The organism is Rhodanobacter sp. IGA1.0 (assembly GCF_040208325.1).
Classification (GTDB): Bacteria; Pseudomonadota; Gammaproteobacteria; order Xanthomonadales; family Rhodanobacteraceae; genus Rhodanobacter; species Rhodanobacter spathiphylli.
Map to the genome: position 1 here is coordinate 3303718 of NZ_CP157948.1, position 14380 is coordinate 3318097.

The 14380-nt window shown below is 68.1% G+C and carries 8 protein-coding genes; 7 read left to right on the plus strand and 1 reads right to left on the minus strand.

What is annotated here, in order from left to right; genetic code table 11:
- Positions 1-94 precede the first annotated feature (94 nt).
- Complete coding sequence (locus ABNK63_RS14940; RefSeq protein ID WP_350016081.1) at positions 95-2257, minus strand: adenosylcobalamin-dependent ribonucleoside-diphosphate reductase; 2163 nt, start codon at positions 2255-2257, stop codon at positions 95-97.
- A gap of 350 nt (positions 2258-2607) precedes the next feature.
- On the opposite strand from ABNK63_RS14940, the gene ABNK63_RS14945 reads away from it, so the two are divergent.
- The 7 genes from ABNK63_RS14945 to ABNK63_RS14975 all read left to right on the plus strand — a co-directional run bounded on the left by ABNK63_RS14945 (position 2608) and on the right by ABNK63_RS14975 (position 14315).
- On the plus strand, positions 2608-4023 hold the full coding sequence (locus ABNK63_RS14945; RefSeq protein ID WP_350016082.1) for a Do family serine endopeptidase: 1416 nt from the start codon (positions 2608-2610) through the stop codon (positions 4021-4023).
- Between the two features lie 223 nt (positions 4024-4246).
- Positions 4247-5584 carry a substrate-binding domain-containing protein gene (locus ABNK63_RS14950; protein ID WP_350016083.1) on the plus strand — a complete coding sequence of 446 codons (1338 nt, stop codon included), beginning with the start codon at positions 4247-4249 and terminating at the stop codon, positions 5582-5584.
- Between the two features lie 7 nt (positions 5585-5591).
- Positions 5592-6296, plus strand: a complete 705-nt coding sequence (locus tag ABNK63_RS14955; protein ID WP_007809231.1) for an HAD family hydrolase — start codon at positions 5592-5594, stop codon at positions 6294-6296.
- A gap of 139 nt (positions 6297-6435) precedes the next feature.
- On the plus strand, positions 6436-7815 hold the full coding sequence (locus ABNK63_RS14960; protein ID WP_007809228.1) for a leucyl aminopeptidase family protein: 1380 nt from the start codon (positions 6436-6438) through the stop codon (positions 7813-7815).
- 284 nt (positions 7816-8099) lie between these two features.
- Positions 8100-9836 carry a M1 family metallopeptidase gene (locus ABNK63_RS14965; RefSeq protein WP_350016084.1) on the plus strand — a complete coding sequence of 579 codons (1737 nt, stop codon included), beginning with the start codon at positions 8100-8102 and terminating at the stop codon, positions 9834-9836.
- 72 nt (positions 9837-9908) lie between these two features.
- A complete protein-coding gene (locus tag ABNK63_RS14970) occupies positions 9909-11246 on the plus strand; it encodes an aspartyl/asparaginyl beta-hydroxylase domain-containing protein (protein WP_350016085.1) in 1338 nt (445 codons plus the stop codon).
- A 198-nt stretch (positions 11247-11444) separates the two neighbouring features.
- Positions 11445-14315: a TonB-dependent receptor gene (locus tag ABNK63_RS14975; RefSeq protein WP_350016086.1), complete on the plus strand. Its 2871-nt coding sequence runs from the start codon at positions 11445-11447 to the stop codon at positions 14313-14315.
- The last annotated feature ends 65 nt before the right edge of the window (positions 14316-14380 follow it).

Here is a 14380-nt window from a genome sequence, read left to right on the forward strand (position 1 = left end):
CCCTCCGAATTGATGTCAATACGTGACGCGGCCTTTCGGGAATCGACGCCTCCTGGGGGAACACCGCACACCTCGGTGCGAGCTGCGTGTGTGCCTAGAACTTGCCGTAATACCCTTCCTTCAAGGCATCGAAGAGGTTGGCGGCCGAATGCATCTCGCCGTCGTATTCCACCTGCTCATTGCCTTTCAGTTCGACAACACTACCGTCGTCCAGCTCGAAGCGGTAGAGGGTGTTTTCAAGATCGGAATCCTTGACCAGCACGCCCTGGAATGCCGCCGGGTTGAAGCGGAACGTGGTGCATCCCTTCAGGCCCTGCTTGTAGGCGTAGAAGTAGATGTCCTTGAAGTCTTCGTAGGGGTAGTCGGTGGGCACGTTCGCGGTCTTGGAGATCGACGAGTCGATCCACTTCTGCGAGGCGGCCTGGATGTCGACGTGCTGCTTCGGGCTGATGTCGTCGGCCGCCACGAAGTAGTCCGGCAGCTTGTTGCCGGCCTCTTCGGTATACGGCTTGGCCTCGGCATTGATCAGCGCGCGGTAGGCCAGCAGCTCGAAGCTGAGCACCTCGACCTTTTCCTTGGACTTCTTGCCTTCGCGGATCACGTTGCGCGAGTAGCTGTGCGCGAAGCTGGGCTCGATGCCGTTGCTGGCGTTGTTGGCCAGGCTCAAGGAGATGGTGCCGGTGGGCGCGATCGAGGTGTGGTGGGTGAAGCGCGCGCCGGTTTCGGCCAGCTGCTCGACCAGGTTCGGCGCCACGGTGGCGATGCGCTGCATGTAGCGGCTGTATTTCGCGTGCAGCACGCGGCCGGGGATGCTGTCGCCGACCTTGTAGCCGTCGGCGGCCATTTCCGGGCGCTTGCGCAGCATGTCGCCGGTGACGGTGAAGTCACGCAGCAGCACCGGCGCGGCGCCCTTCTCTTTCGCCAGTTCCAGCGCCACTTCCCAGCCGGCCACCGCCATCTCGCGCGAGACTTCCTCGGTGAAGGCGACCGCCTCGGCGCTGCCGTAGCTGTGCTTGAGCATGGTCACGGTGGAACCGAGGCCCAGGAAGCCCATGCCGTGGCGGCGCTTGCCCATGATCTCGTTGCGCTGCTGTTCCAGCGGCAGGCCGTTGATCTCGACCACGTTGTCGAGCATGCGGGTGAACACCTTGACCACTTCGCGGTACTCGTTCCAGTCGAAACTGGCCTTGGGACCGAACGGGTCGCGCACGAACTTGGTCAGGTTGACCGAGCCGAGCAGGCAGGAGCCGTAGGGCGGCAGCGGCTGTTCGCCGCAGGGGTTGGTGGCGCGGATGTGCTCGCACCACCAGTTGTTGTTCATCTCGTTGACCTTGTCGATCAGGATGAAGCCCGGCTCGGCATAGTCGTAGGTGGACACCATGATCATGTCCCACAGGTGCCGCGCCCGGATGTGGCCGTAGATCTTGCAGGCGACCAGGCCGTCCTCGCGGTCCACATAGTTCTCGTGGGTGGGCCACTCGCGCCACACCACCTGGGCCGGGTCATTGACGTCGACCTCGCCTTTTTCCTTGACGTGCACCGGGAACACCAGCGGCCAGTCCTGGTCGTGCTCGACCGCCTGCATGAAGCCGTCGGTGATCAGCAGGCTCAGGTTGAACTGGCGCAGGCGGCCGTCTTCGCGCTTGGCGCGGATGAATTCCTTGGCGTCGGGATGGCTGATGTCGAACGTGCCCATCTGGGCGCCGCGGCGACCGCCGGCGGACGACACGGTGAAGCACATCTTGTCGTAGATATCCATGAACGACAGCGGGCCGCTGGTGTACGCGCCGGCGCCGGAGACGTAGGCGTTGCGCGGACGCAGGGTGCTGAACTCGTAGCCGATGCCGCAGCCGGCCTTCAGGGTGAGGCCCGCTTCGTGGACCTTCTCCAGGATGTCGTCCATCGAGTCGTGGATGGTGCCCGACACGGTGCAGTTGATCGTGCTGGTGGCCGGCTTGTGCGCCAGCGCGCCCGCGTTGGAGGTGATGCGGCCGGCCGGGATCGCACCGCGGCGCAGCGCCCACAGGAACTTTTCGTACCAGTGGGCGCGCAGCTCGTCGGTGGCTTCCACGTCGGACAGGGCACGCGCCACGCGCTGGTAGGTCTCGTCGATGGTGGCGTCGACCGGCTCGCCGGATTTCGCCTTCAGCCGGTACTTCTTGTCCCAGATGTCCCAGGACGCGGGTTGCAGGGGAATTTCCACGACGGCATCACGACCGGTGGCGGAACTGGCGGCTGGGGCACTCGATGTGCTCATCGGCTTCTGGAACCTCTCGCTGCGGCCTTTCGGCCGGCGTTGTTTTTATGTGTGGCGGCTGGGCCGCGCATGACTGTTTCGATGGCGGCGCAAGCCCGTGAGGATGCCCTCCGGCCTGCGCTGCCAACGCTTTCCCGACAACAACGACTCCCCCTCAAGAGTGCGATGTTCGACACCAGTGCTAGTTAAAGCGCCAAGTTCTCGACACAAGATGTTGTGGTTGTTACCGGGTAGGCAAGTTAACCCCGACGTCGACCGATGTAAAGTCCCACGACAGCCATCGGCGTTGCGGAACCGTGGCGCGGTGTTCCGGTCGAAGCAGCGCCGTCATCGATGCCCAAGGAGGACCCATGTCGCACTCATCTTCACGCCCGGCGCGCTGGCTTGGCGGTGCGCTGGCCGCGCTGTTCGTGGCGCTGGCCCCGCTGGCCGGCCACGCCGCCAGCCTGCCCGCCGCGGTCGACGGCCAGCCGATGCCGTCGCTGGCGCCGATGCTGACCCGGGTGACCCCGGCCGTGGTGAACATCTCCACCACCACGCGGGTGCCGGTGCGTGATGCGTATTTCGACGACCCGATGATGCGGCGCTTCTTCGGCCTGCCCAGCGCGCCGCGCGAGCGCGTCGAGCAGAGCCTGGGTTCGGGCGTGATCGTGGACGCGGCGAAGGGCTACGTGCTGACCAACAACCACGTGGTCGGCGGCGCCGACGACATCAGCGTGACGCTGCAGGACGGGCGCACGTTCAAGGGCAAGCTGGTCGGCACCGATGCCCCCACCGACGTGGCGGTGGTGCAGATCCCCGCCCAGAAACTGCAGGCGCTGCCGCTGGCCGACTCCTCGCGCCTGCAGGTGGGCGACTACGTGGTGGCGGTGGGTGACCCGTTCGGGCTGGGCCAGACGGTCACCGCCGGCATCGTCTCGGCGCTGGGCCGCTCCGGGCTGGGCAGCAATGCGTCGGGCCGGAATTTTTCGGGCGTGGGCGGCTACCAGAACTTCATCCAGACCGATGCCTCGATCAACCCTGGCAACTCCGGCGGCGCCCTGGTCAACCTGCGCGGCGAGCTGGTCGGCATCAACACGATGATCTTCTCGCCCTCGGGCGGCAATGTCGGCATCGGTTTCGCGATCCCCAGCAACCTCACCAGCGAGGTGATGGCGCAGTTGCTGGCGCACGGCAAGGTGCAGCGCGGCAGCCTGGGCGTGCAGACCCAGCTGATCACGCCGCGCATCGCCAGCGCGCTGCAGCTGAAGGATCGTGATGGCGTGCTGGTCACCGGCGTGCGCGACGGTTCGGCCGCCGAGCGCGCCGGCCTGCAGGCGGGCGACGTGCTGACCACGTTGAACGGCAAGCCGCTGCATACCGTGCAGGAACTGAACAATGCCGAGGGCCTGTTGCCGCTGGGCAGCACGCTGCGACTGGGCGTGCTGCGCGAGGGCAAGCTCAGCGAGGTCAGCGCCACGCTCACCGCCGAGAAGCTGGCCACCGCCGAGGGCGGCGAACTCGATCCGCGGCTGGCCGGCGTGCGCTTCAGCGAGCTGAGCCAGGAGCAGCGCAACCAGGGCTGGTACGGCGTGGCGGTCAGCGCGGTGCAGCCGGGCAGTCGCGCCGCGCGCGCGGGCCTGAGCACCGACGACGTGGTGATCGGCGTGGGCAGCCAGCGCATCACCAGCCTGCACGTGTTGCGCGGGCTCGCCGGGGTGAAGCCGCGCCAGCTGGTGCTGGTGGTGGCCGGCGACGACGGCACCCGCTACGTGGTGATCAACTGAACGAGGCCCGCCCGTTCAGCAAAAAGCGTGGCGGGGATCGCTCCCGACGCGTGTTCCGGCGCACAGCCCGGGCCGCCGAGGGAGCGCAAATGCATGAAAGTGCTTGATGTTCCGCACCCGGGCCGATGAAATACCCGCATCGCTTCAGCCTGCGTGCGCCCGCGAGGCGCCATACTCGCGTCCATAACATCCAACCATCATCATGCCGGGGTTCTCCGCCACCATGTCCGTTCGTCTTGTCCGCCTGCTGTCCGTCGCCCTGATCGGGGCCTGCCTCACCACTCCTGCCGTCGCCAAGAGCCATCCCAAGGCGAAGGCGAGTGCGCCGGCCAAGAGCAGCCTGATCTGGCGTGGTGACGTGGCGACGGCCAACGGCGTGGTCGGCGAAGTGGCCACCGCGTGGGAGAAGAGCGGCCATGGCCGCATCGAACTGCAGCCGTTCAACACCGCCTCGGGCATCGACGCGGTCGCCAGCGGCACCGCCGACCTGGCCGGCAGCGCACGCCCGGCCGACAACAGCGCGCAGAACGCCCGCCTCACCTTCACCCCGGTGGCGTGGGACGGCCTGGTGATCATCACCCAGTCGTCGAACCCGATCAGCGGGCTCACGCTGAAGCAGGTGCACGACATCTACTACGGCAAGATCCACAACTGGAGCGAGGTCGGCGGCCGCAACGCGCCGATCGACGTGTACGCGGTGGCCAGCCCCGGCGACGGCGTGGAATACAGCCTGCGCACCCTGCTGTTCGGCCGCGGCAACCAGCCGGTGGCCGCGCCACGGCTGTACGTCAACACGCGCAAGCTGGAAGAAGGCATCGCGCTGAACCCGAACGGCCTGGGCGTGGCCACGCTGTCCGGCATCAGCGGCAACCCGAAGCTGAAGGCGATTCCGGTCAACGGCAAGCGGGCCACCGTGGCCAACATCGCCGACGGCAGCTATCCGCTGTTCATCCCGCTGTACCTGGTGACCAACCCGAGCAGCCCGAAGGCGAGCCAGGCGCAGGCCTTCGTCGACTTCGTGCAGAGCGAGCCGGGCAAGGCCGCGCTGCGCAAGCACGCAGTGCTGCCGTACCAGGACGGCGGCGCGCTCGTCGCGCTGGACAGCTCGCGCCGCAGCACGATCCTGGCCGAGGTCGGCGCGCGCGTTCCGCATGGCACACCGGTGTCGGCGCCGGGCGCCACCTACGCGGCACGCGCCGCCATCGCGCCCACCTCGGCCGATACGCTGGCCGCGCGCATGGCGCTGGAAAAGCGCGAGGACGACAAGAAGCAGAACGCGCGCCTGAGCAAGATCCAGGGCAGCGTCAGCGGCGTCAGCGTGACCAGCACGGCGCACGCCAGCGGCAGCGCCACCACGGTCAGCCGCAACGACAGCGCGAATTTCGGCAAGGTCAGCGCCAGCACCAGCCAGACCACCACGACGTACAAGGTGGTCAAGGGCGACACGCTGTCGACGATCGCCAAGCGCCACTCGGTCGACGTGGCCCAGCTGCGCGAGTGGAACCACCTGAAGGGCGACCAGATCAAGCTGGGCCAGGTGCTGCGCATCAGCAAGCTCTGAGCACGGCGTGGCGCCGATACTCGCGCTGACGCTGGACCTGGACGACACCTTGTGGCCGGTGCTGCCGGCCCTGGAACGCGCCGACCAGGCGGTGGATGCCTGGCTGCGGCAACACCATCCCGAGGTGGCGCGGTCGTGGCCGATCGAGGCGATGCGCGAGCTGCGCGCCCGGGTCGCCGCCGAACGGCTCGACCTGGCGCACGACTTCACCACCCAGCGCCAGCTCACCCTGCAACACGCGTTCGCCAGCTGCGGGGTGGCCGACGCGCCGATCGACGCGCTGTGGGAAATCTATTTCGCCGCCCGCAACAGCGTCGAGCTGTTTCCGGACAGCCTGCCCGCGCTGCAGCGGATCACGGCGCGCTGGCCGCTGGCCAGCCTGACCAATGGCAACGCCGACCTGCAGCGCATCGGCATCCACGCGCATTTCGCCCATCACATCTGCGCCCGCGACAGCGGCATGGCCAAACCGGATGCGCGGATCTTCCTGGCCGCCGCCGAGCGGCTGGGCGTGCCTGCGCAACAGATCCTGCACGTGGGCGACGATCCGTCGATGGACATGGCCGGCGCCCGCGACGCCGGGCTGCGCACCGCCTGGCTCAATCGCGACGGCGCCCGCTGGCCCGACGACATGGGCGAGCCGCCCGAACTGGACCTGCGCGACATGACCGCGCTGGCCGACTGGCTCGAAGCGCAGCACCCCATCCCGTAGATCTCCCGCCCGTAGATCTCCCGGCAGCGGCGTGTAGGCAAGCGGCGGCGATTGCGCGCATCATTGGCGTTTTGGCCCGTCGCCGAAAGCCATTCGTCGAGTCCGGCAGCACAGCCGGCGCAAGTCCGAAGGAATCCGCATGTCCGCCCTGATCGAACGCCAGTCCGGCAACCGCCACAGCATCGCCATCGAAACCACCGACGCCGCGCACTACGCCGCGAGCAGGCGGCGGCTGACCGCCGCGCAGAAGCGCTGGCTGGGCGACAGCGGTTTCCAGGCGGCGCCGGGCACGTTCGCGCTGCTGTCCGATACGGCCGGCAAGCTGGTGCGCGTGCTGGTCGGGGTGGAGCCTCAGCAGCCGCTGGCGGCGCTGGCCGCGCTGCCGTTCGGCCTGCCCGAGGCCAGCTACCACCTCGCCGACGAAGGCGTGCTGGACAACCGCGAGCAGGCGGCGCTGGGCTGGGCCCTGGGCGCGTACCAGTTCGATCGCTATCGCCAGCCGAAGCGCGCGCCGGCGCGGCTCGCGGTGTCCGCCGCCGAACTGCTGGCGCTGGCGCCGCTGGTCGAGGCCACCGCGCTGGTCCGCGACCTGGTCAACACGCCGACCGAGGACATGGGTCCGGAACAGTTGAGCGACGCCATCCGCCGGCTCGGCAAGACGCACAAGGCCAAGGTGCGCGACTGGGTTGGCGACGAATTGCTCAAGGCGAATTTCCCGACCATCCACGCGGTGGGCCGCGCCAGCCATCGCGAGCCGCGGCTGGTCGAACTGAGCTGGGGTCGCAAGGAGCACCCGCGACTGGTCGTGGTCGGCAAGGGCGTGTGCTTCGACACCGGCGGGCTCGACCTGAAATCGTCCGACGGCATGCGCTGGATGAAGAAGGACATGGGCGGCGCCGCCCACGCGATCGCGCTGGCCGGGCTGGTGATGCAGGCCAGCCTGCCGGTGCGGCTGACCCTGCTGGTGCCGGCGGTGGAGAACGCGGTGGCCGGCAATGCGATGCGCCCGGGCGAGGTAATCACCACTCGCGCCGGCCACACGGTGGAAGTCGACAACACCGACGCCGAGGGCCGGCTGATCCTGTGCGACGCGTTGGCCTACGGCGCCGAGCAGCAGCCCGACCTGCTGCTCGATTTCGCCACGCTGACCGGCGCCGCCCGCGTGGCGCTGGGCCCGGACCTGCCCGCGCTGTTCGCCAACGACGATGCCGCGGCCGCCGCGCTGCTGGCCGCCGGTCGCGCGGTCGACGATCCGCTGTGGCAGATGCCGTTGTGGCGGCCGTACCGCAAGATGCTCGACTCGTACCTGGCCGACTTCGCCAATGCCGGCCCGTCGCGTCATGCCGGCGCGATCACCGCGGCGCTGTACCTGGAGCGTTTCGTGCCGGACGGCACGCCGTGGCTGCACCTGGACACCTACGCCTGGAACGACGCGGACCGTCCCGGCCGTCCCCGCGGCGGCGAGGCGATGGGCGTGCGCGCGATGTTCGCCTACCTGCAGCAGCGCTACGCCGGCTGAGAGGTTGTGAGTTTTTCAACCTCTCAGGTCGGCCAGGGACGGCCGAGCATGAAGCAGTCGCGCAAGTGACTGTTTCATGTGAGCGAGTCCGGACATGCGCCGGACTCGCGATAGAAGAAAACCACAGGAAGTGATTTTCTTCACAGGCTCTGAGCGAACCGGCGCGGAGGGATGACCTCCGCCCCTGACTTCCGGCCATGACTTCTGGCCATGACTTCTGGCGTTGTCGCCCGCCGCTGAAAGACTGCATGCTGCGCGAGATACCGTCCCCCGGAAGCCATCCCATGTCCGCTCGCCTGCATCTGCTCGCCCTCGGCGTCGCACTCGGCCTTGCCAGTTTCGGCAGCGCCGCGGCCGACACCGCCACCCAGCCGGCGCTGACCGCGCTGACCATGAGCTCCGGCGGCGTGATGCCGGCCGAACAGGCGCGCGTGCATTTCGATCGTGCCGACCTGCACTTCACCATCGACGCCGCGCAGCAGCGCATCGAGGCCAGCGCCACGCTGAGCTTCACCGCGAAGTCGGCCACCGACGTGTTGCTGCTGGACCTGGACCGCAACCTGCCGATCAAAGGCATCGAGCTCGACGGCAAGCCGCTGGCCGCCAGCCGCTGGAGCAACCCCGACGGCCGCCTGCGCGTGCAGCTGCCCGCCACGCTCGCGGCCGGCGGCAAGGTCAGCGTGACCGTGCGCTACGGCGGCAAGCCGCACGTGGCCAAGCACGCCCCGTGGGACGGCGGCTTCGTGTGGAGCCACACCGCCGACGGCCAGCCGTGGGTGGCCAGCGCGGTCGAAGGCGAAGGCTGCGACCTGTTCTGGCCGTGCATCGACCAGCCGCAGGGCGAACCCGACCTGGTCGACACCTGGATCACCGTGCCGAAGACGCTGGCCGCGCCCGGCAACGGCGTGCTGATCGGCATCACCGACCAGGGCGACCAGCACACCTACCACTGGCGCGCCAAGCACCCGGACACCTACGCGATCTCGATCAACGTGGGCCCGTTCAAGCTGCTCAAGGGCGATTACGCCAGCCGCTACGGCAACACCATCCCGCTGGAGCTGTGGTACCTGCCCGAGCATGCGGAAGGTGCGCAGCGGCTGTTCGGCGAGTTTCCGCGCATGCTGGATTTCTTCGAGCAGCAGATCGGCCCCTACCCGTTCGGCGACGAGAAGATGGGCGTGGTGGAAACCCCGCACCTGGGCATGGAACACCAGACCATCAACGCCTACGGCAACGGCTACCCGCGCAGCGAGTACGGCTTCGACTGGCTGCTGCAGCACGAGTTCTCGCACGAATGGTTCGGCAACCAGGTGACCAATGCCGACTGGGACGACATGTGGCTGCACGAGGGTTTCGGCACCTACATGCAGCCGCTGTACGGCCAGTACCTGCACGGCGACATGGCGTATTTCGCGATGCTGCACACCGAGCGCATGTCGTTGCGCAACAAGTACCCGGTCGTTTCCGGCCACAGCCAGGACGAGCACGAGGTGTACGACGCCGAGCACGGCCCGGGCAACGACATCTACTACAAGGGTTCGCTGATGCTGCACACGCTGCGGCAGCTGATCGGCGACAAGGACTTCTTCGCGAGCATCCGCAGCCTGGTCTACGGTCGCCCCGACCCGAAGCCGGGCAACTTCCGGCCGCGCTATTCGAGCACCCGGGACTACGTGGCGATCGTCGACAGGATCACCGGGCGCAAGCTCGACTGGTTCTTCGACGTCTACCTGCGCGACGCCGCATTGCCGCGGCTGGACGAGCAGCGGGTGGGCGACACGCTGAAGCTGCGCTGGGTCACCGAGCACGGCAAGCCGTTCCCGATGCCGATCGAGGTGCAGGTGGGCGACACCGTGCACACCGTGCCGATGAGCGACGGCAGCGGCCAGCTGCAGGTGCCGGCGGGCAGCCTGCTGGTGATCGACCCGCGCTCGAAGGTGCTGCGCGAGGCCCCCTACGTCGGGGACTACCAGCAATGGATGAAGCAGCAGCGGGCGAAGCAGCAGGCGGCGAAGAAATAGCGCCGACACGGGGCGCTGGCGCTCGGCCCGCATTCCCGTGATCATCGGCGAGCCGCCACAGCGAGCCTGCCGATGAACCAGCCATCCGATGCCACCCTCGCGAGCTGCCGCGAGCAGGCGCTTGCCGCGTGGCAGCGCGGCGACCTGGCGGCGGCCGAGGTCGCCTTCCGGCGCCTGCTCGAATGCCAGCCCCACGACGCCGAGGCGTTGCAGTTCCTGGCCGACCGCCAGTGGGCGGCGGGCAACGCGGCGGGTGCGGTCGAGCTGTTGCAGGCGGCGCATCGCGTCGAGCCGCAGGATGCCGGCGTGCTGCATCGGCTGGGCGAACTGCAGATGCTGGCCGGGGCATGGCCGGACGCCGTCGACAGCCTGCGCAAGGCCCTGCAGCTCGCGCCGGGCATGTTCGTGGCGGGGCTGCGCCTGGGCGTGGCGCTGGAACGGCAAGGCAGCCGGCATGCCGCAATGCTGGCCTATCTCGGCGCGATCGACACCGCGCAGGCGCAGGGGCGCTGGCTCAGCGACGACACCACGGCGCCCGGCCTGCGCGACGCGGTGAAACACGCCACGCGCTTCGTGGCGGCCGGTCGGCGCGAACTGTTCGACGCGGTCATCGAGCCGCTGCGCCAGCGCTACGGACGCTCCGAACTGGCCCGCGTCGACCAGTGTCTGACGATCTATCTCGGCGAGCAGGCGGCCAACCTGCCGGACCCGCGGCAGCGGCCGAAATTCCTGTACTTCCCGGGCATCCCCAGCCGGACCTTCTATCCGCCCGAACGCTTTCCGGCGCATGCGCGGCTGGAGGCGGCCTGCGACACGATCCGCGAGGAACTGCGCGCGGTACTGGCGCACGCGGCGGACTCTCTGGTGCCGTTCCTGGACGCGCCTTCGAGCGCGGCCGTGGCGGCCGAACTGCTGGCCGCCTCCGGCCCGCAGGAAGCGGCGTGGGATGCGTTCTTCTTCCAGCGGCATGGCGTGCGCCACGACGCGCACTGCCTGCGCTGCCCACGGACCAGCGCGCTGCTGGATGCGTTGCCGCTGGTGCGGATTCGCGAGCACGCGCCGGAAACGCTGTACTCGGTGCTGCGCCCCGGCACGCATATCCTGCCCCACCGCGGCGTCACCAACACGCGCCTGGTTACCCACCTGCCGCTGATCGTGCCGCCGGACTGCGCCTTGCGCGTGGGCGGCGAGACGCACGTCTGGCAGGAAGGCCGCTGCGTCACCTTCGACGACACCTTCGAACACGAGGCGTGGAACCACAGCGACCGCGACCGCGTGGTGTTGATCCTGGACAGCTGGAACCCCGACCTCAGTGAGGCGGAGCGGGCGGCGGTGGCCGACCTGGTCGCCGCCATCGGCGATTTCAACCGCGCCAGCCAGCTGACCGCACCGCCTCCGACGCAGGCCTGATTGGCTGCTGGCGAAAAGACGGCCAAACCGTCCGCCGGTTGCGCGCGCAAGCGGATCTCGGAGTAATCTTCGGGCGGTTGCACGACGTTGACGAACCACGCCACGTCGCGCGACGTGTGCCCGGGGGGGGACTCGACAAAGATCGAAGGCTGGGAACGGACTACCAACAACCACTGGGGAGACCAAATGAAATACGGCATGAACCACCTGTCACTGGCGGTGCGCCTGGCCCTGACCGCCGGCACGCTGACGATCGCCGGCCTGGCCCAGGCGCAAACGCAGACGCCACCGGCCGATACGCCGTCCTCGACGGATCAGAACACGCCACCATCCAGGAACAAGGCCAAGACCCTGCAGTCGGTCGTGGTGACCGGCTCGCTGATCCGCCGCGTGGAAGTCGAGACGGCCAGCCCGGTGGTGACGCTGGATCGCGACACGCTGACCAACTCGGGCAAGCCGGTTCTGGGCGACGTGCTGCAGCAGATGCCGAGCATCTCCGGCAATGCCACCAACCCGGCGAACAACAGCAACGGCGGCGGCGTGGCCAGCCCCCTGCTGGAAGCCGGCGATGGCGCCTCGCGCGTCTCGCTGCGCGGCTTGGGCATCAACCGCACCCTGGTGCTGGTCAACGGCCAGCGCATGTCCAACCCGGACATCAACCTGATCCCGCCGGAGATGATCGACCGGGTCGACGTGCTGGCCGAGGGCGCCTCCACGGTGTACGGCTCGGACGCCATCGGCGGCGTCGTCAATTTCATCCTGCGCAAGGATTTCCAGGGCGCCCAGATCAGCCTGAACGACGGCATCTCCAGCCACGGCGACTCCCAGCGCCGGGGCTTCAACCTGACCGCCGGCGCCACCGGTGACAAGTTCAGCATCGCGGCCGGCCTCGACTACAACAAGTACGACGAGACGCTCGCCTCCCGGCGCAAGTTCTCCAGGCAGCAGCTGTACCTGTCCGGTGGCTCCGTGGTGGCCGCCGGTTCCAGCTCGATCCCGACCGGGCGCATCCAGGTGCCCTCCGCCATCGCCGCGCAGTACGGCTGCGACATCGATCCGGCGACCGACACCGCGATGGTGACGCTGGCCCAGGGCGATGGCTCCAGCCAGGCCGACTACCGTTGCCGGCTCGGCTCGGACACCTACAACTACGCCGCGCTCAACTATATCCAGACCGCGCAGAAGCGCACCAACGGCTTCGTGCTGGGCAACTACAACTTCACCGACAGCCTCACCGGCTTCGTCGACGCGTTCTACAACCGCACGGAATCCAGCGGACAGGACGCGCCCTCGCCGGTGGGTACCGGTGACGGCCTGATCATCTCGTCGGACAATCCGATCAATCCGTTCGGCGTGACCTTCAGCCACGGCGCCGTACCCGGCGACCCGGACAGTGGCTACAGCTTCCAGACCCGCCTGACCGGCGCCGGCACCCGCGTGCACAGCTACAAGACCAACACCGCCCAGATCAACACGGGGCTGCGCGGCAACTTCGGCCAGGACAGCAGCTGGATCTGGGATGCGTCGATCAACTACAGCCACACCAAGCGCGACCAGCGTGATACCAACGAGGTGGACATCCCGTCGCTGCAGGCCGCCGTCGACGCCGGCGCGAACATCTTCGACCAGGCCAGCGTCGGCGACCAGCTGAGCAAGGGCGTGAAGACGCCCATCTACGTCTTCACCCAGTCCACCAAGCAGGCCCAGTTCAACGCCAGCGGCGAGTTGTGGGACCTGCCGGCCGGCGCGATGCAGCTCTCCGCCGGCGCGCTGTACCGCAAGCAGATGATGAACTACACGGTCAGCGACTTTGCCGTGCTGGACCCGGTCACCACCACCTGCCAGATCCTGCAGGAAGCCTGCGGCTCGCCCGGACGCGGCGATTTCGACGTCAAGGAGGTCTACGCGGAAACGCTGATCCCGCTGCTGGCCGACCAGCCCTGGGCGCACTCGCTGAACCTCGACCTGGGCATCCGCAGCTCGAACTACAGCACCACCGGCACGACCACCAACGGCAAGGTCGCGATCGAGTGGCGCCCCACCGCCCAGCTGCTGTTGCGCGGCACGATCTCGCAGGTGTTCCGCGCGCCGAACCTCAACGAGCTCTACGACGGCCGCACCCTGGTCCAGCCGAACCTCAACGACCCCTGCGTGGGCCGCACCGCGGACGAGCTGGCGGCACACGCGGCCGCTTGCCAGTACGTGCCGGTGAACTGGGCCGGCAACTCGCCGGCGCAGGTCAACACGTTCTACTCCGGCGCCAACACGGTGGGAGCGAAGCTGAAGCCGGAGAAGGGCAAGTCGGTCAATATCGGCCTGGTCTACGATCCGGACTGGATCCCCGGCCTGTCGACCAGCCTCGATTTCTGGCACATCTACCTGTCCGACACGCTGACCGCGATCCAGGCCGACACCGTGGTCAGCTCCTGCTACAACAACGCCAGCAGCCCGTATTGCTCGTTCATCCAGCGCGAGGACAACACCAGCCGGCAACCGGGCCAGGTGTTCCTGATCAACACGCCGGTGGTCAACCTGGGCAACACCAGCACCAGCGGCATCGACTACACCCTGCGCTACAAGATCCCGCACTTCGACCTGGGCGGGATGGACCCCGGCAATTTCCGCGCCGGCCTCAACACCAGCTACACCTCGACCTACAACGTCAACGCCACGCCCGGCGAGCCCGGCGCGAAGACGGTCAACTACGCCGGCACGTTCACCCCGCAGTTCGGCAACATCTCGCGCTGGCGCGGCACGCTCACGCTCAACTGGGACAAGGGCAACTGGAATGCCCAGTGGCAGTCGCGCTACGTGCACCGGCTGACCGCGCTCAACGGTGACGCCGCGGTCGCCGGGGTGAACATCCCGATGGCTTCGGTGCTGTACCACTCGATCCAGCTGGGCTACGCGGTGCCGTCGATCCACACCCGCTTCGACGTGGGCGTGGACAACCTCAGCAACAAGCTGCCACCGCTGATCTACCAGAATGGCGGAAACTACAACGTCGACACCGCCACCTACGACGTGCTCGGCCGCTACTACTGGGCGCGCGCCACGGTCAAGTTCTGAGATCCGCTGCAACCGGGCGCGGCGGAAGTTCCGCAGCGCCCATCCAGGAGGGCCGCGATCCGTCG

What these genes read in the sequence shown, in the direction of transcription:
- ABNK63_RS14975 (WP_350016086.1), top strand. Translation starts at nt 11,445, where the DNA reads ATGAACCACCTGTCACTGGCGGTGCGCCTGGCCCTGACCGCCGGCACG.
- ABNK63_RS14945 (WP_350016082.1), top strand. Translation starts at nt 2,608, where the DNA reads ATGTCGCACTCATCTTCACGCCCGGCGCGCTGGCTTGGCGGTGCGCTG.
- ABNK63_RS14950 (WP_350016083.1), top strand. Translation starts at nt 4,247, where the DNA reads ATGTCCGTTCGTCTTGTCCGCCTGCTGTCCGTCGCCCTGATCGGGGCC.
- ABNK63_RS14960 (WP_007809228.1), top strand. Translation starts at nt 6,436, where the DNA reads ATGTCCGCCCTGATCGAACGCCAGTCCGGCAACCGCCACAGCATCGCC.
- ABNK63_RS14940 (WP_350016081.1), bottom strand. Translation starts at nt 2,257, where the DNA reads ATGAGCACATCGAGTGCCCCAGCCGCCAGTTCCGCCACCGGTCGTGAT.
- ABNK63_RS14965 (WP_350016084.1), top strand. Translation starts at nt 8,100, where the DNA reads ATGTCCGCTCGCCTGCATCTGCTCGCCCTCGGCGTCGCACTCGGCCTT.
- ABNK63_RS14970 (WP_350016085.1), top strand. Translation starts at nt 9,909, where the DNA reads ATGAACCAGCCATCCGATGCCACCCTCGCGAGCTGCCGCGAGCAGGCG.